Source organism: Elusimicrobiota bacterium (assembly GCA_041660185.1).
GTDB lineage: Bacteria > Elusimicrobiota > Elusimicrobia > 2-01-FULL-59-12 > 2-01-FULL-59-12 > JBAZWU01.
In genome coordinates this window covers 60,353-81,095 of sequence record JBAZWU010000011.1, presented here as the reverse complement: position 1 = coordinate 81,095, position 20,743 = coordinate 60,353, and the positions used below count along the sequence as shown (strand labels likewise).

General features: G+C 58.1%; 14 protein-coding genes. 12 read left to right on the top strand and 2 right to left on the bottom strand.

Annotation, left to right across the window (positions count from 1 at the left end; translation table 11 throughout):
* Positions 1 to 47: 47 nt before the first annotated feature.
* From WC859_09140 to WC859_09095, 10 genes are all read left to right on the top strand, one after another.
* A complete protein-coding gene (locus WC859_09140) occupies positions 48 to 2,297 on the top strand; it encodes a fused MFS/spermidine synthase (protein MFA5976309.1) in 2,250 nt (749 codons plus the stop codon).
* Positions 2,297 to 2,761, top strand: a complete 465-nt coding sequence (locus WC859_09135; protein ID MFA5976308.1) for a hypothetical protein — start codon at positions 2,297 to 2,299, stop codon at positions 2,759 to 2,761. Before WC859_09140 ends, WC859_09135 begins: the two co-directional genes overlap by 1 nt.
* A 218-nt stretch (positions 2,762 to 2,979) precedes the next feature.
* Positions 2,980 to 4,311 (top strand): SLBB domain-containing protein, encoded by a 1,332-nt coding sequence (locus WC859_09130; protein MFA5976307.1) that lies wholly within the window; start codon positions 2,980 to 2,982, stop codon positions 4,309 to 4,311.
* Positions 4,312 to 4,314: 3 nt separating this feature from the next.
* A complete protein-coding gene (locus WC859_09125) occupies positions 4,315 to 6,213 on the top strand; it encodes a polysaccharide biosynthesis tyrosine autokinase (protein MFA5976306.1) in 1,899 nt (632 codons plus the stop codon).
* Positions 6,214 to 6,221: 8 nt separating this feature from the next.
* Positions 6,222 to 9,296, top strand: a complete 3,075-nt coding sequence (gene asnB, locus WC859_09120; protein MFA5976305.1) for an asparagine synthase (glutamine-hydrolyzing) — start codon at positions 6,222 to 6,224, stop codon at positions 9,294 to 9,296.
* Entirely contained in the window at positions 9,293 to 10,774 is a 1,482-nt protein-coding gene (gene wzy, locus WC859_09115; protein MFA5976304.1) for an O-antigen polysaccharide polymerase Wzy, read from the top strand. The genes asnB and wzy overlap by 4 nt, the downstream gene beginning before the upstream one ends.
* Positions 10,775 to 10,776: 2 nt before the next feature.
* Positions 10,777 to 11,925, top strand: a complete 1,149-nt coding sequence (locus WC859_09110; protein ID MFA5976303.1) for a glycosyltransferase — start codon at positions 10,777 to 10,779, stop codon at positions 11,923 to 11,925.
* Complete coding sequence (locus WC859_09105) at positions 11,922 to 12,530, top strand: class I SAM-dependent methyltransferase (GenBank protein MFA5976302.1); 609 nt, start codon at positions 11,922 to 11,924, stop codon at positions 12,528 to 12,530. The genes WC859_09110 and WC859_09105 overlap by 4 nt, the downstream gene beginning before the upstream one ends.
* Positions 12,530 to 12,973 (top strand): PssD/Cps14F family polysaccharide biosynthesis glycosyltransferase, encoded by a 444-nt coding sequence (gene pssD, locus WC859_09100; GenBank protein ID MFA5976301.1) that lies wholly within the window; start codon positions 12,530 to 12,532, stop codon positions 12,971 to 12,973. Before WC859_09105 ends, pssD begins: the two co-directional genes overlap by 1 nt.
* Before the next feature lie 82 nt (positions 12,974 to 13,055).
* A complete protein-coding gene (locus tag WC859_09095) occupies positions 13,056 to 13,565 on the top strand; it encodes a glycosyltransferase (protein ID MFA5976300.1) in 510 nt (169 codons plus the stop codon).
* A 56-nt stretch (positions 13,566 to 13,621) separates the two neighbouring features.
* Here the strand turns inward: WC859_09095 and WC859_09090 are convergent, their stop codons facing one another.
* The gene (locus WC859_09090; protein ID MFA5976299.1) at positions 13,622 to 15,280 is read right to left on the bottom strand and encodes a hypothetical protein; all 1,659 of its coding nucleotides are present in this window, start codon (positions 15,278 to 15,280) and stop codon (positions 13,622 to 13,624) included.
* Positions 15,277 to 16,923 (bottom strand): hypothetical protein, encoded by a 1,647-nt coding sequence (locus WC859_09085; GenBank protein ID MFA5976298.1) that lies wholly within the window; start codon positions 16,921 to 16,923, stop codon positions 15,277 to 15,279. Before WC859_09085 ends, WC859_09090 begins: the two co-directional genes overlap by 4 nt.
* A 71-nt stretch (positions 16,924 to 16,994) precedes the next feature.
* On the opposite strand from WC859_09085, the gene WC859_09080 reads away from it, so the two are divergent.
* Entirely contained in the window at positions 16,995 to 18,779 is a 1,785-nt protein-coding gene (locus tag WC859_09080; protein MFA5976297.1) for a carbamoyltransferase C-terminal domain-containing protein, read from the top strand.
* Between the two features lie 10 nt (positions 18,780 to 18,789).
* Positions 18,790 to 20,643: a WcaI family glycosyltransferase gene (locus WC859_09075; GenBank protein ID MFA5976296.1), complete on the top strand. Its 1,854-nt coding sequence runs from the start codon at positions 18,790 to 18,792 to the stop codon at positions 20,641 to 20,643.
* Positions 20,644 to 20,743: the final 100 nt, after the last annotated feature.

The window sequence follows — 20,743 nt, the reverse complement described above, 5'->3', positions numbered from 1 at the left end:
TCAAAGCAAAGTTTTTTATGTTGTGCTAAACTACCCAAGTCTCATTTATGGACAACGCACCCCTTCAGCGGCCGCCGATATCCGTGAGCAGACTGTTGACGTCTGTTTTTTTCCTCTCCGGATTTACCGCTCTCATCTATCAAGTGGTTTGGCAGAGACTGCTGACGCTGTATTACGGCGTCGGCTCGGTCTCCATTACCCTGATCATTTCCGTTTTCATGGGAGGGCTGGGCCTCGGGGCGTTGATCGGCGGGCGGCTGGCGGAAAAAAAACGCGACCGGATGTTTTTGTATGCCGGGATTGAACTTCTGATCGGCGTCTTTGGTCTGGCCAGTTTTCAGATTTTGGACGCGCTCGGACGCGTGAGCGCGGGCTGCTCGCTGCCGGTCACGTTTCTCTGCGTCAGTCTCTTCTTGCTCATCCCGACGACGCTCATGGGGATGACCTTGCCGATGCTCACCAAAATATACGGTTCACTCCTGCCGGATTTTGGCCAAACCATCAGCCATCTGTACTTCATCAATACGATCGGTGCGGCCATCGGGTCGCTGACCGCCGCTTATGGGTTGATCACTTTCGGCGGGCTCGATACGGCGCTGACTGTCGCGGCCGCCGTCAACGGAGTGATGGCGATTCTGATCCTCGTCTGCCGCTGGCGCTGGTCCCGGACGGATCGTCCGCCTCAACCGGTCGCCGCAGAGTCTTCGTCCTTCCCGATGCGGTGGGTGCGGTTGTGGGTTTTCTTTACCGGTTTTGCTGCCATCGGGTATGAGATTATCTGGTACCGGGTGCTGGGGGTGATCGTCAAAGAATCGCCCTACGCGTTTGCCACGGTGCTGGCGGTGTATCTCGTGGGACTGGCGGTGGGCAGTTTCTGGATGTCCGGGATGCTGGCCCGCCATCCGCAAGCGGCCCAGCGGGAACGGTTTTTCTTCGGTATCCAGCTCGCGATCGCCTGTTACATGCTGGTTTCCTTTGCGGGATTTTTCCATTTAAGCGGGATCCGGCCGTTTAAATGGCTGCATGCCATTTCGTTCGGGTACATGATGCATCCGCCGGCGCACTGGCCGCATTTTGTGAGTTGGATGCAGTATGCCCGGGATCTCTATTTGACGGTGGATATCGTGACGTGGCCGTTCTTATTTATTTTCCTGCCCACCGTCCTGATGGGCGCCAGTTTCCCGCTCGTGTCGGCGTTGAGCCTGAGAGACCCCAACCGGGAGGCTTCAACGGTCGGCGGGGTATACGCCTGGACCATTCTGGGCAATGTGCTGGGGGGGCTTGTCACCGGATTTTATTTTCTGCCGCGCTGGGGAACGGAAAATACCCTCCTGCTTTTCATCGCCGGAGGGCTGGTGTTTATTTTCCCGTTTTACCGGCGGTTCCAGATCGCTCTTCCGTATGGGAAAGCGGTGCTGACCGTGGTGATGGTCGGCCTGGTCGCTGCCGGGCTATTCCCGCGACGGCAAGCGCTCTACGGGGCGATTCACCCCAACTTCGATTACGGCACCTGCTTCATTGAAGAGGGACGGGAAGGGGTCGTGGTGACCTATTCGAAAGGGGAACGGCTGATCAATTACATCAACGGTTTGGTTCACGGCGGCCGGCCCAATTATGACTTCATGCAGGAAGCGGTTGAAACCCTGCTCTATACGCCAAACCCCCGGAAAATTCTCCTGATCGGGTACGGTACCGGAGAATTGTGCGACATCATCCTGCGATCGCGGGAAATCGAAGAACTGGTGGTGGTCGAGCTCAATCACACCTTGATGACGAATCTCCGCAAGATCCCGTTGATCCAGTCGTCGCTGGCGGATCATCGTCTTCGCCTGGTCATGGACGACGGCCGGCGTTTTCTCATCCGCCAGACGGAAAAATATGACGCGATTCAAATGGATCCGATCTACCACAGCACGGTGTACAGCAACAACCTCTACTCCCGCCAATTCTTTGAACTGGCCAGCCGGCGTCTCACCCCTCAGGGAGTTCTGATGGTCTGGTCCAGCGAACACCGTGTGATCCCCTACACGCTGGCCTCGGTATTCCCTTATATGCGGGCGTACAGCCATTTCTGCCTGGCTTCGCTTCAACCCATGGTCAAAAACGAGGCGCGGGAAAAAGCCATCCTGTCGTCCTTCAGCCGGGAAGACCAGAAGCGGATTCTGGCGGCTCGCGAGTATATCGGGGATCGGGCGGTTGTCCGGTCGATGGGCGCCGGTGCTCCGGTCAATGAAGACTGGAAACCGCGCTGCGAATACTATTTCGGCCAGAGCGCTCTTCGGAGTGAGTGGCGCTGATGAACGTTCGGCGCGGCGCGCCGTCCTGCTTTCTGGCGGTGTGCTTATTCTGGGGAACGAATGCCGGGGCTGTTGAGTATGTGGAGAAAAAATTTGTTTTCACCCGGACGGATTCCCAGGAACATTTTTGGCTGGGCGCAGGGGGGACGTTTATCGGGACGCAAACCCTGCGACTGATGAATGTCCCTCGACTACCGGCGACCTGGGTCGCCGCCACCGGCGTATTAGGAGTCGGAGTCGCCAAAGAGTTCTTGGTGGATTCCAATCCCAGTGTCAATGATCTGATGGCCGATGGGCTTGGTGTGGCGCTCGGGACGCTGGCCTGTTTCACCTTCCGGTTTGATGGATATTTTGATGATGGCCCCCTTCCTATTACTAAAAGCCAGCCGGATGAATCGCCCCCCAAGGGGAAAGTCATCCCGATGAAGGTCCTTGGCGCGCCTGCTAATAGTCAAAAACCGTAAGAATAACTCAACTCTGCCCTCACCCCAGCCCTCTCCCTCCTGAGGGAGAGGGGGAAGATAGGTTGTGCTCCCTCCCCCTGCGGAGGGGGAGGGTAGGGGTGAGGGTATACTTCAAATCCCCGCGGATTTAGTGGTTTCCTGCGAAAAATTTACCTTGCGAAAACCCAAAGCACCCCTTAGACTTCCCCTAGGCCGTTAAGAGGGGAGAACCAGTCAAAATGAATTGGATTACCGCCAAAAAATCAATCACGGTTACAATGACCGTTTTGTTGTTGTGCGATCTGTTGCCGGTTCCGGAGCTGCAGGCACGCTCCCGCGCCGGGATGATTGACCAGATCGAGATTACCGACAGCGAACGAAGCACCGTGGTTCATATCCGCGGCGACCGTCTGGGTTCCTGCCAGCCGGTCACCATGAAAGACCCGAAAGGCCGGAATCTCCCAAAAGTTTTTCTGGTCATCTACGACACCGCGTTGTCGGAAAAGCTCGCCGGCATGCAGCCGGGCAAAGGCGCGGTCGCCTCCCTTCAGGCCAGTCTTGTGACGGACAAACCCTCGCCGATTTCGCAGGTGGTGATCGACCTGGCCGCGGACTGGCCTTCGCAGGTTCGCAGCGGCCGTGAGATAACGGTGGAAGTGGAGAAAAAAGGCAATCTGGTTCCGCGAGACAGTCGGCCTTCTCAAGCCAAGCCGGATCCGGCCGCTCTGATCAAGTCCGATCAGCTCGTGCAGTCCGGAGACAGCCTGTATTTTGCGGTCAGTCCGGCCGAAGAGCTGTCGCGTGATCTGGTCGTGGACCAAAACGGCAAAATCTCCATCCCTCTGATCGGCGCGATCCCGGCGGCCGGCCTGTCCACGGATGAGTTAAGCCGGAAGATCACGCAGGAGTTGTCCCGCTATGTCAGTTCGCCGAAGGTGGACATCTTTCTTAAACAATCCAGCAATAAGCAGGTGGGTGTTTCAGGCCAGGTCGGTTCGCCGAACTCCTACGCGTTACGACCGAATATGAGGCTGCTCGACTTGATCGCGCTGGCCGGCGGTTTTCTTCCCAGCGCCAATAAACGGCAGATCCGTCTCCTGCGGCGCAGCGGGGCTGAGCGGCGGCTGATTCTGGTGAACGCTGAAGAAGCTCTGGTGAGCGGCGATACGAGTAAAGATGTCCTTCTGGAAGCCGGCGATATCATCGAAGTGCCGCGGGGCACTACGGGGATTACGATCTTCGGGCAAGTCATGAGACCCGGTTCCTATGACTATATCCACGACATGCGCATGCTGGACCTGGTTTCGCTGTGCCATGGTTTCCAGGATAGCGCCAATCTGCGGCGCATCACCATTATCCGGGGAGAGCCTCCCCATCAGACCATGACGGTTGTCCGTTTTAATAGCGTGCTGCGAAACCGTTCGGACGGCAATATCAAGCTTCAACCGGGAGACGTCGTCTACGTGCCGCAGCGCTCCATCTGGGCCGCCAGCGCCTTTGCCAACGCGTTGTCGCCCATTACCATGATCCTCATGACGGTGGCCACCGTGATCTTAGCGACGAGGAAATAGGGCTTGGAACTTCAAGAAGAACTGACGATCCGGGATTTTCTCCACTTAGTCCGCCGGCGGCGGAAGGAGTTTTTTGTCTGCTGGGCCGTCATTTTCAGCGCGGTGGCCATCTACACCTTTTCGGTGACGCCGCTCTACCGGGCGGATGCCTACCTGCATGTCCAGATGTCGGAGGACAACAGCCGCACGATGGAGGGAGCCATCAATCTGGTGACCTCTCAGCCAACCTTCAATGTGGAGCAATTAATTTCGCCGCAGGTGTTTGAGGACGCTCTGGCCCGTCTGAATCCAGGGGTTCGCCTGGGCCGGACCCAACTCGATGAATTGACCGTGACGTTTGAAAGACGAGTCCGCGCCCAGTATGAGGATCGCGAACGCCAGATGGTTTCTCTTTCGGTCGTATCGCCCGTGCCGGTCAAAGCGATGACGGAGGCCAATGCGCTGGCGCATGCCGCGGTGAAGGTGGTCGGCCAGGACCTCACCGCCAAGCAGCACCGGACCAAGCAGTTTGTGGAATCCCAGCTGAAGGAAGTGGCCAAAAAACTCCGTGATTCCGAGGACCGGCTGCGCCGGTTGCGGGAGCGGATTGACCCTCAATCCGCCGGGAGTTATTTGATCGGGAAGCTGATGGAGCTGCGCGGCCGGCGGACCGAACTGCTCCAAAAATACACCGGGTCTCACCCGACGGTTAAACAGCTGAACGCTGAAATACGGACTCTTGAAAAACAGGTGCAGGAGCTGCCCAATCAGGAAATTGATATCGGACGGATCACCCGCGAGGTGCGTTTGAATGAAGAGCTTTTTACGATGCTGGCCAAGCGTTTGGAAGACGCCAATATTATTGAGTCCGCACGGATCGCTCCGATTTCCATCGTCTATGAAGCGGTTGAGCCGACCCTCCCCGAATCACCGAACAAGAAATTCAATTTAGTCGCGGGGTTGCTGATCGGGTTGTTGATCTCCTTGATCGTTGTGCTGGTCCACCAGCACTTTGATACGTCGATGGTAACTCCCGAGGAGATCGAGCAGTTTCTTCAATTGCCGGTGCTGGCGGCCATTTCCCATATTGAGCGGCGGCAGACCTCGTCGAACAAGCCGGCCGGACCTGTTTTGCGGAAGCCGGATCCGTTGGGCGAAATGCGTTCGCGCCTGATCCTTCATTTCCCGCCACAGTCTTCCAACGCAGAGGTTCATCATCTGCTCCGCAACAACCTGATGAAGGATGTTCAAAGCGGCCACAGCCAGATTTATCTGTTCACCAGCGCCATCAACGGGGAGGGGAAAAGCATCACCGCCGCCAATTTCGCCATTGCAGCGGCCCAGGCCGGCCTGCCGACGCTTCTGGTGGAAGCGGACCTGCGCAAGCCCATGGTATCCAAGCTTTTTGGTTTGCCGGCGGAGCCGGGGCTGACAAATTATTTTTATTCGTCTCCGCACTGGGAGACCTCCATCGCCCGCTGGGAGCAGATTGCCAGGGGAACGGCCCATCTCGGGGAGGCCATCAATCTTTCGGGGATCACGAATCTGCATGTGTTGACGTCCGGCAAACTGCCGACCAATCCGATTTCCCTTTTCAGTTCGGACCGCCTGAAACAGTTGATGCAGGCCATGCGCCAGCGGTTTCCACTGATCATCATGGACGGCGCGCCCGCACTCCTGTTCGCGGATTCCTCCATTATGGGGCCGCTGGCTGACGGCGTGGTACTCGTGTACCGTTTCGGCCATACCGGCCGCGAAGTCTTGCGCCGGGCGCATAACCAGCTGATCTCTTCGAACGCGAAGATCATAGGGGTCGTGGTCAACGATATCGTCCAAACCGACGTGGCGGACTACGGCGGCTACTACGGCGCCTACAAGCATTACGAAGAAGAACCACCGGCGCCGAAGCCAAAGCCGGAGTAAGGCCCCCCATGTGCGGCATCGCTGGCCTCTTTCGCACCCAGGGAGTTGTAGCGCCGCCGGAGATTCAGGGCGTCGAGCGGATGCTGGATGCACAGCTTCACCGCGGCCCTGACGATCAGGGGTTATTCCGCCATCCGCAGGCGCTCCTGGGCCACCGCCGTCTCTCCATTCTGGACACCTCCTCCGCCGGCCGCCAACCGATGGCCAATGAAGACCAGACCGTTCAGGTTGTTTTCAACGGGGAAATCTACAATTTTCAGGATCTGCGCCGGGAACTGGAAACCGCGGGCCATCGTTTCGTTTCGCGCACCGATACCGAGGTCCTGGTGCACGGATATGAAGCGTGGGGGATGGAAGGGCTTCTGGAACACCTGCGGGGAATGTTCGCTTTCGCGCTCTTGGATCTGTCGGCTCGCTCCGGCCCGCGCCTGTTTCTGGCCCGTGACCGTTTCGGCATTAAACCGCTTTACTACTATCAAGACCACGAGAAAATTCTTTTTGCCTCCGAGGTGCGGGCCATGCAAGCCAGCGGGCTTATCCCCGACCGGCTAAACGCCGAGAGCCTCCTGCGATTTTTGGAGCTTGGATCGGTCCCTGCTCCTCTAACCACCGTTCAAAAGGTCTGGAGTCTTCCAGCCGGACATTATCTGTCGTTGGGCCGCGGTCCGGTGGAACCCACAAACTACTGGGACCTGGCTCGAGTTTTGGATCAACCCGTCCGGCCCGTCACCCGTCTGGAAGCCGTGGAAGAAACACGCCGGCAGCTGCTGGACGCGGTTCAAGGGCACTTGATCAGCGATGTCCCGCTTGGAATTTTCCTCAGCGGAGGCATTGATTCCTCTTCACTGACGGCGCTGGCCAGCCGTCTTCAGCCGGGGCATGTCACGACGTTGTCGGTCCTCTTCGATGAACCCGCCTACGATGAGGGGCGTTACGCGCGCCTGGTGGCGCGCCAGTACGGCACAGACCACCGGGAAATCCGGGTGCGCCGGCAGGCGTTTGAAGACGAACTGCCCCGGATGCTGGCGGCGATGGACCAGCCCACACTCGACGGCATCAATACCTATGTCGTGTCCAAAGCCGCGCACGAGGCCGGACTCAAAGTGGTCCTCTCCGGACTGGGGGGGGACGAGCTGTTTTCGGGATACCGCCATCTCCATCACGCCCGGTGGATCGGCGCTGCTGTGCGTGGGATTTCGTGCGTGCCGCCGGGTGTGCGGGGTCCTTTGCTGAGCCTGGTGGAATCCCTGAGCCGTCCGTCCCATCCCGGTGTTGCGGACAAGCTCTGGTGTCTGAGGGATATGGATCCGGCCTCTCCGTATCGTCTTTTCCGAGCTCTTTTTCCGCCGGAACGCATCGCCGGGCTTCTCGGTGTAAGCGTACGCGATACCGAACGCGCGCGCTGGGTTCCTGAAGGGGTCGACGTCCTCAAGCGCTTCCCGGAGGAAGAACGCCTGCGACTTTTGGAGTTCGATCACTATCTCCAGAACCAGTTGCTGAAAGACAGCGATGTGATGAGCATGGCCCATTCGCTGGAGCTGCGTGTGCCGTTTCTAGACCATCGTCTGGTTGAGGAAATCCTGCGCCTGCCGCCGGACGTCCGGCGGTCCAGCCAGTCCAAAGGGCTTCTGGTCGAAGCGATGGGCCCGGAGTTTCCGCGGGAGGTGTGGGATCGCCCGAAGCAAGGTTTCACGTTTCCTTTCGGCGAGTGGTTCCGTCAAAAAGCGGATGATTTCGAAGCCATGGCGCTGGAGCATACGCCGCTGGAACGGAAAGCGGTGCAAGCCATCTGGGCCGGGGTTCGCGCCGGCCGCCTGCACTGGTCCCGCGCCTGGGCCACGGTGATTGTGGCTCGATTTTATGGCGGATCAAATGACGTCATCCCCGGCGGTAACTGGCCGGGGATCCAGCAATGCCGTACGACAATTTTGGATTCCCCGCCAGTGGCCGCGGGGAATGACGACTTCAGGACCTTTCGATTTGTCCCCAAACCGCAATGGGTTGTCTTGCTGACGGATCTCTTTGGAGCGCTGGGCGGTATTACGACCTTCAATCGAGCTTTGGTGGCGGCCTTGCGCGCCATCGCCAAAGAGCGAGGATGGGCGCTGCAGTTTCTGGTCTTGCATGATGCCCCGACCGCCCGGCGGCTGGCCGGTGCCGACGTGCGTTCTTTTGGAGGAAGCCGGCTCAGGTTCTTCAAACAGGCGGTTTGTTCCTTACGAAAAGCGGACGGTGCGTTCTTTGGCCATGCGCATTTCTCGCCGCTCGTCTGGATGCAAAAAAAGAACAGCCAGTCCTATGCGATCGCTCATGGAATAGATGTCTGGCAGAAGCTGCCGCTTTTGCGCCGTCTGGGTTTGCGAAAGATGTCACGGATTCTGGCGGTCAGCCGGTATACGCTCGATCAGATGCTCTCGCGCAATGGGCTATCGCCGGAGCAGGGGGATGTTTTTCCGGATACGATCGATCCTGCTTTTAACAACCGCGTGGTCATGAAAACACGGCGGGAGTTGTCTCTTCCCGAGGGCCCGATGATTCTGACTGTTTCCCGGCTGTCGGATGCGGAACATTACAAAAATATCGACTGGATGATCGAACGTCTTTCGGATGTCCGGCGGGACGTCCCAGCGGCTTTTCTGGTGGTGGTCGGCGACGGTCCTGACCGTTCCCGTCTGGAAGCCTTGGCCCGGCGCTGTGGAGTTAATCAACAGGTTATATTTGCCGGCCGTGTATCCGGAGCCGATCTTCCATCCTATTACGAGGCCTGCGATGTGTTCGCCCTGCCGAGCGAAGGCGAAGGATTCGGGATCGTTTTTCTGGAAGCGATGTCGCATGGCAAGCCCTGTGTGGGCGCGCGGGCCGGTGGTGTTCCGGAAGTGGTTGTTCATGATGTGACCGGGCTGCTCGTGGAACCCCGCCAGGGATCGTCCCTGGTCGCGGCTCTGGTGTTGTTGTTGAAAGACGCGGCACTGGCCAGCCGGTTCGGAGAAGCGGGCCGGGAACACTTGGAACAAACGTTTTCCGTTGAGCGTTTTCGTCAGCGTCTTGAAACCATTCTGGACGGAAGGAAAGAAGTGTTGTGAATAATGCCGTGACCAACATCCGTTTTAGCCGCCTGCCCCAGCGGCCCATCGAGGGCCGGGCGTTCCAGGTCTGGTTCGGCTATTTTCTGTTGAGTTTGATTTTAATCCCGATCCTCCGTTACGTGACGCGGCCGGACGTCTCGATCGTGCAGCAGGGGTTGGCCTATCTGGTCGTGCTGGTTTGTCTTTTGCCGAGCGTCATTCATCTGGCCAAACGTCAGCCGGGCGTGCCGGTGTTCCCGATTATCTGTCTGGTTTATGCGGCCAGTTACGCCCTGCCCGCCTTCTATGCTGAACCCTTGGTCGAATCCTCCTGGGGAGGGGGGATCCTGATCGTCCCCGCGCGATATACCGAGAGGGCGTTGCGGCTGACGCTTGCGGGAATCATCGCGCTGGAGTGCGGTTTCTGGTTCTTCCGTTTTTCCATACTGAATCTTCTGGTCCCTAAGGTACGCCTGACACTTGAGGCGGTCCGGGCGCAGCCGCTCGCCACCGTGATGGGGATCACCGGCAGCGCGCTCTTGTGGCTTGGCCTGACTGAACGCGTCGTCATTCCGCCGCGCCTGTTTGCCGTGTACGGTCTCATGATTAAATTGTCGCTGCTCGGTTTTGGCCTGTTGTACTGGTACTTTCTGAAGGGAAATCTGCGGTGGTGGGGGCGGCTGGCTTATGTCGTCATCTTCGCCATCCTGGTCATGCTGGGAATGGCGATGGGCAACGTGCGAAATCTATTGGATCCGATCCTGATCGTGACGTCTGTTAACTGGATGGCACGGAAGAAGTTCCCCTGGCACTTTGCGATGATCGGTGTCCTTTTCTTCGCTTTTATCCAGCCGATAAAAGGGGAATACCGGAATATGGTCTGGAAACAGGGGATGGCCAGTACCAGTATCTTTGACCGCATCGCGATCTGGTCGACTCTGTCTGTGACCAGTTGGAATGACCTGCTGCACGGCCGCCGGAGCGTTCAATCGAGTACCCGAAGTTCCATCCAGCGGACGGACTGTATTCATCTGTTCGGCCATGTGTTGACCATGACGCCGCGCCATGTTCCGTTCCAATTAGGGAAAACGTACGACTATTTTATTTACACCTTAATCCCGCGGGCCATCTGGCCCAAGAAGCCGAATGCCCAGGTGGCGAACGAATTTTTTGGTGTGGCCTACGGCTTACAGGACCCGGCCAGCATCGGGACAACCTCCATCGGCATGCCGCACCTGGTTGAAAGCTACGTCAATTTTGGAGCGCTGGGGGTGCTGTTCATCATGGGGATTCTGGGTATGGTCTATGCCACGATGGAACGTCTGTTTAATCATGAGAACGCCGGCGAAGGCGGCATCGCCATCTTTGCCGTTATTCTCACCAGCCTGATTAATATCGAGACGGCGTTGGCGCCATCCTTTGGTTCCATTCTCCAGAGCATCATCATTTACATTGTGGCGCTGCGCTGGGTGCGCGAACGGAGGGCCAACCCTTGAACGTGGCGCACATCGTTCCCTCCTTCTTCCCGGCCACGGTTTACGGCGGACCGACGCAGTCTGTTTACCGGCTCTGCCAGGCGCTGTCGCGGCAGGGTTGCCGGATCCGCGTGCTTACGACGAATGCCAACGGTCCCTCCGATACGCTGAAAGCGGCGGAGACCCGGGATGTTTCCGGTTTCCCCGTTCGCTACTGCCGCCGGTTAGCGCCGGAATCAATTTCACTGGAACTCCTGGGACGCTTGCCGGAAATTCTACGCTGGGCGGATGTGGTTCATCTCATGGCGGTATATTCCTTCCCGGTGATACCGACACTGGCGCTGGCGAAAGTCATGCGTAAGCCGGTCCTGTGGTCGCCACGGGGCGCGTTGCAGCGCTGGGAACACACCCGGCATGTGGGTCTGAAACGCGCGTGGGAAGGCGGCTGTCGCTGGATGCTCCCGGCCGATTTCCTGTTCCATTTCACCTCTGAGGACGAAAAGAAACAAAGTCTGGCGCGTTTCCCCGGGAAAGAGTCGCTGGTTATTCCCAACGGCGTGGAGATCCCGGAGGCGCCGGGTCATGTTCCGGCTGAAGGGCAATTTCGAATGGTTTATCTTGGCCGGATTAATCCGATCAAGGGATTGGAGAATCTGCTGCAAGCTTGCCGCCTGTTTGATCGTCCGGAAACAGGGAATTGGACTCTGACGATTGCCGGGGACGGTACGTCTGATTACGTCGCCGCACTGAAGGCATTGGCTGTCGAGCTTGGAGTGGGGCGGCGCGTGCGGTGGCTGGGAGCTGTTTCTTCCGCGCAAAAGGGAGAGTTGTTTGCCCGGGCGGATGCCGCCGTGGTCCCGTCTCACTCGGAAAGCTTCGGGATTGTGATCGCCGAAGCCCTGGCGCATGGCGTGCCGGTCATCGCCAGCACGGGAACCCCCTGGTCGCGCCTGGAGGAGAAACGGTGCGGGTTCTGGGTTTCCAATCATCCGACCTATCTTTTTGAGGCGATGGAACAAATGCGCCGCAATGACCGTCGTCCCATGGGGGAACGGGGCCGCGCCTGGGTCCGGCAGGAATTCAGCTGGGAGCGTCTGGCCGCACAGGTCATGGACGGATATCGGACGCTTCAAACAAGCCACCAGTTGCGCCGGATAGGAGAGCCGTCATGAGTCAGCACGGAGCCGAACATCATTACGCGGACCAGTACCTGGTCCCGGTTATTCTGGAAATTCTGAATCGGATTTCACGTGGCCGGGGTCTGCGTTTAGTGGATGTCGGATGCGGAGACGGCTACGGCGCGGCCTGCTACAGCGCGGCCGGACACACCGTCCAGGGGTTCGACGCTTCTGAGGAGGAAATCCAGCGAGCCCGCCAGTCCCACCCGGATCTTCGCTTGGAAGTGGCCTCGGTTTACGACGAGGATATCGTCGAGCGCTGGAAGGGCCCTGTGGACGGTGTCGTGGCGCTGGAGGTCGTGGAGCATCTCTTTGACCCGAAGGCGTTTTTCGCGCAGAGCTACCGGCTGCTCGAGGAAGGCGGGCACCTGATCCTTTCAACACCCTACCACGGCTACTGGAAAAATCTGGCGCTCGCTGTTCTGGGTGGCTGGGACCGGCACCATGGGGTGGATTGGGACGGCGGTCACATTAAATTCTTCTCGAAAGGCACGCTGGCGGAGATGGCGCAAAAGGCAGGTTTCAAGAATCTTCGCTTCAGGGGAGTGGGACGTTTCCCGTATTTTTGGAAGTCGATGATCTTAACGGCTCAAAAGTAATGAAAAAAATTGCCATCATCGCTTCGTGCGGCGGTCACTTGACCGAGGCCAGGCGCCTGCGTCCCGTCTACGGGAAGGATGACCACTTCTTTGTCATCAACGACCGGATCACACTGCCGCCGGACATGGAAGGGAAGACCTGTTTCATCCGTCATTCCGAGCGAGACTGGCTATTTTTGGTGAATCTGTGGGAAGCGTGGCGCATCCTCCGCCGGGAACGGCCCGGACTTCTGTTGAGCACCGGAGCGGGACCAGCGGTGCCTTTTGCGCTGGTTGCCAAACTGCTCCGTATCCCTGTTATCTTTGTGGAAATTTCGGCTCAGGTGACGGAGCCTTCACTCACGGGCCGTGTCATGTACTATCTGGCTGACCGCTTTTTTTATCAGTGGAAACCGCTTGGACGTTACTTTCCCAAAGCCGTTTATGGAGGGTTGTTGTTGTGACCCTTCGACAATCGCTCAGGGTCATGGTGAGCTCTTCGACTACGCTCAGAGTGGTGAGCCTGTCGAACCACGGAGTCGAACCATGATCTTTGTGACCGTCGGCAACGCGACTCAGGGGTTCTCCCGGCTGTTGGAAGCGGTCGACGCGCTGGCCGGTACCCCGCTCTTTCAAGGCGAGCCGGTCTTTATGCAGACGGGCCATAATGAAAACTTCCAACCCCGTCACAGCCGGACCGAAGCTTTTCTTTCCGCGGACCGTTTTCTCGAGTGCCTGAAGGAGGCCCGGCTCATCATCTGTCACGGCGGCTGCGGGACGCTTCTGCAGGCGATCTCACTCGGTAAAGTCCCCATTGTGGTGCCGCGCCTGGCTCGCTATGGCGAGCATGTGAATAACCATCAGCTTCAGTTGATCCGCGCACTGGCCGATGAAGGGCGGGTCATCCCCGCCTATGAGATTTTTGATTTACGGGAAGCGATCCGAAAAGCCAGCCATAATCCTCCGCCGCCAAGCCCCAGCACAGAACCCTCACCCATGATCCGCCTCGTCGAACAAGCGATGGTCGATCTGATGGGTCTGGGGGAGGGGACGTAGTTGCAACTTTGCAGCTGTCTTTGCCAACGAGAGGCGTAGTCGATGCAAAGTTGCAACTACGTCCCCTCAGTTGGGTTGATCAGGTAAACGGCGTAAGGTGTGTTGTGAAGTTGTTGCCAGCCGCCGAGGCTGTCTTCTGGAATCAGTTCCTGCCGTCCCACGAATGCGCGAATGCCCTTCGCCCGTAAGACCCCAACGATTTCCGTCATCTTCGACGGAGTAATAAGGGTCACTTCCTCAGGAACGGTAATTTCAGCGATCAGGCGAAATCCGCCGATATGCGCCCAGAACTGTCCAAAGCCGGTGTCAAAGCTCGCCACCCGGTCCCCCGGACGCAGGCCTAACTCGTGCAGCTTCTGCGCCACCTGCCAGTGGAACGGGGTTGAACGCGTCGGCACAACTGAGACGATTCGGTAACCGACTTGCAGAAGCGGGACAGCGATCATAACGCCCGCGACGCGCCTCAACCATCGCGAAGTGACCCCATCGGTTGGAAATTCCAACCCAGCCAGAATCCCCAGCCAGCCGAGAACAATAAACGGCGCGATGTAGCTGTTGGCCATCAGCACCGGAGCGAAGATGCCAAAGCCGATCAGCGCCGGCACCAGCAGCGGCCACCCGTGTTTGATCAGCCGCTTCCAGCGCCGGGCCATCCCGAAGAGAATCAACGTTCCGGTCCAGAGACTGATCTGTTCATAAAAAAGAAGCCGGGTGTATTCATTCAGATGCCCGCGCCAGGCGCTCAGGTGATCCCGGACAGAAAAACGGGGCCGTAAGCCGTCCATCCAGTAAGCCGGGTCATACCAGAGGGGAAAACTGGCAGGAATGTCTCGATCAAATTCATAAATCGTCGGATGGTTCATGATTTGTCGAACCAGGCGTTTGGCCACGCTGCCAGGCGGGAAATCCCCGGTCCAGAAAGGCAAGGGAAGGGCTTGATTGACATGGACCGCGTAATTGATGGATGAAGCGTCGCCAAAGGTCCAGTGTTTTTTCGTCCGGGACAACAGGCCTATATAAGGGCCGGTTACGATAATAAAAACAGCCAAGGTCAGCGCATAACGTCGAATAGGCCGCCGCTGAAGAAAGGCCGCGCCCGTCATCCCCAGGATCCAGGCCACTCCGAAAAGGAACGCATAGGCTTTGGCAAAATAAGCGAATCCAAGGACGACTCCCGATAAAACATAAAGCCATCCGGAGACATTTTCCCGCTGCAGACGGAAAGCGATTCCGACCGACAGAAAAATAAATCCGCTCACCAGCAGGTTGGGTGTGGCTTGCGCCAGGCCCAGGGCCCAGAGTGTGCACCAGAGAATCAGAGCGTACCCGATCCATTCCCAGAGCGCTTCCGGAAGCGTGTGCCAGCCGGGATCCGCATCGGCGGCGGGGGTCTTGTGCCAGGCCAGGAACTGCCGGAGCAGGTCGTCAAAGCTTGCCAGCACAAACAGGTAAATGAAAAAAATGATCAGGTGAATCAGCGGAAATTCCCAGTAAGAGGAAGGATGTACCACTTTCAGGAAGACCGCCAGGATCCATGAAAAGAGCGGGCTCCAGTAGGCGTTGAAGGCGTCGTTCCATCGGCCTTGCGCATAGGCTTGAGCCACTTCGAGATAAGAAATCCCGTCGGGGTCCATGTTAAACCGGAGGGCCCAGGCTTGGAAAAATCCAAGGGGAACAGCCAGAAGCCAGAAGGTTCGTCTAAAATTCAGTCTCATAGGAGATAAACGACAAAAGGGGCGTCTTTCAGCTCTTGCCAACCGCCAAGGTTTTTTAAAACGTGGGGGGAAACCGCGTGAGGCCATGCCACGATGGCGCGGATCCCTTCCTGCCGCAGGACATCGGCGATGGCGGCCATGAGCGGCGGTTGGGCTTGCGACACATCGTCCGGAAAAGGAATTTCTGCCACCAAGCGAAACGCCCCGAGATGTGCCCAATATTGTCCATAACCTTTTTCAAACATGCAGGCCACGCGGTCGTGTTCCCTGAGTCCCAACTGGTGCAGGTCTTGCGCGACCTGCCAGTACGCATGATTCCGGGTGTGCGGAAAGGTCAGCGTCTGCCGTACCGTTCTTTGGAGCGCGTTAGCGGTTTCATATCCTACATAGACCAGCGGGTTGAGAAGCATCGCCCATACCACGCAGCCGAACCACTTCCGGGCCATCTCTTCCGTCGGGACTTCCATCCCCGAAAATACGCCGAACCAGATTAAAACGACAAAGGGACCGATATAACGGGGTTCCACCAGAACTATCGCAAAGATCGCCACTCCCAAAAGGCCCGGAAGCAGAAGCATCGCTCCGGGTTTCCGTCTTTTAGCACCCCAGAGAAGAATCAGAGCTCCCGCCCATAGACTCCCTTGCGAGTACAAAAGCAGGTGGGTATCGTCGTTGAAACGCATCCGCAGCGAGCGCCAGTGATCGATCAGGCCATAGCGGGGCCGCAGTCCCTCCATCCAGTAAGAGGGGTCATACCAGATGGGATAACTAGCGGGGATGTCCCGGTCGTACGCATAAACGCGCGGCATGGACATGATCAAGCGGGGGGGATGCGTTCCCTTGCTGCCCGGCGGAAAATCCCCGCGCCAGAAAGGGAGAATTGGCGCCCGGTTAACATGAAAGGCGTAATTGATCGGGGCGGCTTCTCCCAGAGTCCATTGACCTTTGGCTTTGGAGATCGCTCCGACGAAAGGAACGGCGATGAAGAGAAATCCTGCCAAAGCAGCGCTGTAGCGGTTGATGTTGGAATTCCGTTTCCAGACCGCCCAGCCGACGCCGGCGACGATCCACAAGAAACCGAAAATGAACATGAAGGTTTTGGCCAGATACCCGATCCCTAAAACCGCACCCCATAAACCGAAGAGGGTCCAGGTGGTCTCGCCTTGCTGAAGACGAATCCAGAGTCCCGCGGCCAGGAAAATGATGCCGGCCGTCAGCAGATCCGGGCTGACCAAATAGAGACTGACGGCGCTTAAGGCGCACCAGAGAAAGAGTGAATATCCCAGCCAGATCCAAACCCGGCGCAAGGAAGGTTCTTGTACTCCTTGCCACCTGAGAAATTGCTTCAGCAGATAGCTGAAAGCGGCCAGCGTAAACAGGTAGATCAGAAAATTAACCAGATGGACCAGGGGGAACTCCCAGAACAAAGAAGGCTTAAAGAGCCGGAACACAATGGCGAGAATCCAGGAGTACAGCGGACTCCAATAGGTGTTGAAGGCTTGCTGCCACTGACCCCGGGCGTACGCCTGCGCGATCTCGATGTAGGAGATCCCGTCGGAATTCATGTAAAACCGGTTCGCCCAGGCTTGAAGTAAACCCAGAAAGACAAAGAGAAATCCGACTCTATTTTTTGTCCAAATCATCAGGTAAAAATATACCAATTTTGTTTAAAAAACGCTGGAAATCGCACAGTTGTCCTGTTATATCCCAAGCGATGAAGATCCTTGGGATAAACGCTTACCACGGAGATGCTTCGGCGGCCCTGCTTGTTGACGGGAAGCTCATGGCTTTTGCCGCGGAAGAACGCTTTAACCGGATCAAGCATTGCGCCGGTTTTCCGGAGAAAGCCATCCGGTATTGTCTGAGCGAGGCGGGGCTTCAGCCGAAAGATCTCTCCGTCATTACCGTTTCAAAAGATCCAAAAGCCAATTTCTGGGCGAAAGCCGCTCACGTCGTGACCCATCCGAAAATCCTGTCACCGTCCTTCTTGCGCAGCCGTCTGTCGCAGGGCCGGCACGTCCTGGATGTGCGGCAGGCGCTGGTTCAAGCGTTCGCTCCGGGCTTTAACGGAATCTCTCTGCCGATCGTGCATGTGGAACATCATGTCGCCCATGTTGCCAGTGCATACTACGCGTCGTCCTTTGACCGGGCGGCGATTCTCACTATCGACGGGATGGGCGATGGCGTCAGCGCTATTCTCGCCTTGGGCGAAGGCAACCAGATCCGCATCTTGAAGCGCGTCTATTTCCCGCATTCGCTCGGATTTCTGTATACGGCGATCAGCCAGCATCTTGGTTTTACCCATTACGGGGATGAGGGGAAAGTGATGGGGCTGGCGGCTTATGGCCGGGCCAGCCGGGTTCCCGAGGTCCGCCGGCTGATCCATCCGCTCGCCAACGGTCTTTTGTCTCTCAATCTGGATTACTTTCAACACCAGAACGGATCGGTCGCTGAGGTCTGGGAAAAAACACCGTCCTACGGCCCGCTTTTCTCATCCAAGATTAACCAATTGCTCGGACCGGCGCGCATGCCGAAATCCGCGCTGAACCCGGAGCACGAAGACCTGGCCTTTGCGGTCCAGGCGGTCACCGAAGAGCTCTTTTTTCATCTGCTGCACACCCTGCACCGCGAGACCGGGGAGAAACGGTTGTGTTTCGCTGGCGGGGTCGCGCTGAACTGCGTGATGAACGGGAAAATTCAGACAGAAACCCCCTTCGAGCAGGTATACATTCAGCCGGATGCGGGAGACGGGGGAACGTCGCTGGGCGGGGCGCTTTATCACGCCTACACGCAGGCCGAGCCGCCGCCGCGTTTTCATATGGACCACGTGTATTGGGGTCCTCAGTATTCCGACGCGCAGATTGAAGCGGCGCTTCGTGAGCGCGGTATGGCGGTGCAGAAGGACCCGGAGATTTGCGGCCGGACCGCGCAGGCAATCGCCGACGGAAAAATTACGGGCTGGTTCCAGGGCCGCATGGAAGCCGGGCCGCGCGCGCTGGGGAGCCGCAGCATTCTGGCCGATCCCCGCCGGGCGAATATGAAGAGCGTTTTGAATGCCCGCATCAAGAACCGGGAAGCGTTCCGGCCGTTTGCCCCGTCGGTGCTGGCGGAAAAATGCCGTGAGTGGTTCGACGGGCCTGCCGAGTCTCCGTTCATGCTCATGAATTACATCGTGAAGCCCGAACGTCGTGCCAGCGTTCCTGCGATTACACATGTGGACGGGACCGCGAGGGTCCAGACGGTGCATCGTCAGACGCACCCGCGTTACTGGGAGCTGATCAGCGCTTTTGAGCGCCTCACGGGCGTTCCGGTCGTTCTCAATACGTCGTTCAACGAAGACGAGCCCATCGTGTGCCGTCCCGAGGAAGCGATCGACTGCTTTTTGCGCACGCAGATGGACCTGCTCGTGCTCGGCGATTACTGGATTGAGAAGCCCTCTCGCGCGTCATTCCCCGCGGGTTCTGGCGGGGAATCCTCCGCCAGCGGTCGCGGAGGATGACGGGGTTCTTATGAAGATTCTTCTCTACACCAATTCCTTTTATCCTGATTCGATCGGCATCGCCTACTACAACACCGAGCTCGTCGAACACCTTCTCAAACTCGGTCACACCGTTCAGGTTCTGACCGCGCTGCCGTATTATCCGCAGTGGCGCATCCGGGAGGGTTACCGGGGACGGTGGCAGGTTCACGAAAAAGTCGGAGCCGCGGATGTGTGGCGGCGATGGCTCTATGTCCCGTCCCGCCAGACCGCGCTGGGGCGTTTCTTCTGCGAATTGTCGTTCATGCTCACCTCCCTGCCCGCGCTCTTTCGCTGCCGCGCCGATGTGGTGTTGGCGGTTTCACCTCCCTTTGGCGTAGGGCTGGCCGCCGCTATCCACCGGCAGTTCAACAAAAGCCGGCTGTGGCTGCATCTTCAAGACCTGCAGGTGGACGCCGGCCAGGCCGTCGGATTTTTGCGCGGCCGGGGGCTGGTGGCGGTGTTGACGACAATCGAGCGCTGGATTTTACGTCGGGCGGACCTCATCTCCACCATCAGCGTTCCCATGCGGGATCGTGTTCAGACGAAAGAGATCTCCGCCACTTCCCTGGCGCTCTTGCCGAATTGGGTGGACACCCACACCATGCGACCAATGCCCAGGGAAACCGCTTTCCGCCGGGAACACAAACTGGAGGGAAAATTTGTCGTGCTTTACGCGGGCAGTCTCGGGATTCATCAGGGGCTGGATGAACTGATTGACGTGGCCGCTGGGCTGCGGGACCGCCCTTCGATCGCTTTTGTCATTATCGGAGACGGCAACTACCGGGCCGCGCTGGAGAAGCGTCTGTCCGAGCATCCGCTCCCGAATGTGACGCTCCTGCCGCTTCAGCCGAAAGAACGCCTGGCCGAAGTCCTTTCCAGCGCGGACGTGGGAATCGTGATGGAGCTGCGCCGGATGGCGGACCTGAGCCTGTCCTCCAAGATTCTGAACCAGATGGCGTGCGGCCGGCCCCTGATCGCGGTTTCTTCTCCTGAAACAGCGCTCAGCCGTCTGGTGAAAGAAACCGAAGCCGGTGTCGTGGTGTCTCCGGGGAATGCCCAGCTTCTCGAAATGGCGATTCTGGAGCTTGCCAGCGCCCCGGAGCGGGTGGCTGCCATGGGAAAGGCCGCGCGAACCCATATCGAAAAAGAAGCGAGCCGCGACCGGTTACTGGCCACCGTTCCCGGGTTGCTCGAACAGACCTTGCGCTCGGATGCGGAATTGTTCCGCGAATACCCGCTCAAGCGGTGCCTCGACATCGTTCTGGCCATGGCCGGGTTTGTGGTCTCACTACCTTTCTGGCTGGTGATTCCTCTGGCCATCGTCCTGGAGGATCGCGGCCCGGTTTTTTATCGCCAGGAGCGCGTGGGACGGTTCGGGATTCCTTTTCTGGCGCTCAAATTCCGCTCGATGGTCAGAATGGAGTTGCCCGAGTACGACCGCCGCCAGGCGCACCGAGGGGATCCCCGCATCACGCGCGTCGGCCAGTGGTGCCGCCGCACCGCCATGGATGAGATTCCGCAGCTTTGGAACATTCTCAAAGGCGATATGAGTTTTGTCGGGCCGCGGGCGCTGATGCCGAGTGAGATTGAAGCCCGGGGGTGGATCAAAGACGAGATCTCCCTGGAAAAAATTCCCGGTTACCAGAAGCGGGTCCGTTTACGTCCCGGGCTCACGGGCGTCGCGCAGGTCTTTGCCGCGCGGGATGTCAAGCGCCGGAATAAATTTCGTTATGACCTGCTTTACGTGAAGCGGCAAAGCCTCTGGCTGGACATCGCTCTCATCCTGCGTTCGGGGTGGAATTCACTCTTCGCCCGGTGGGAAAACGTGGGGGTGGCCCGATGATAAAACGTCATCCCCCGCGGATTCTGGCGCTGCCAATCATTCGTCATTCCCCGCGGGTACTGGCGGGGAATCTATACGTTGACGTCAAGACTGTTTGGAT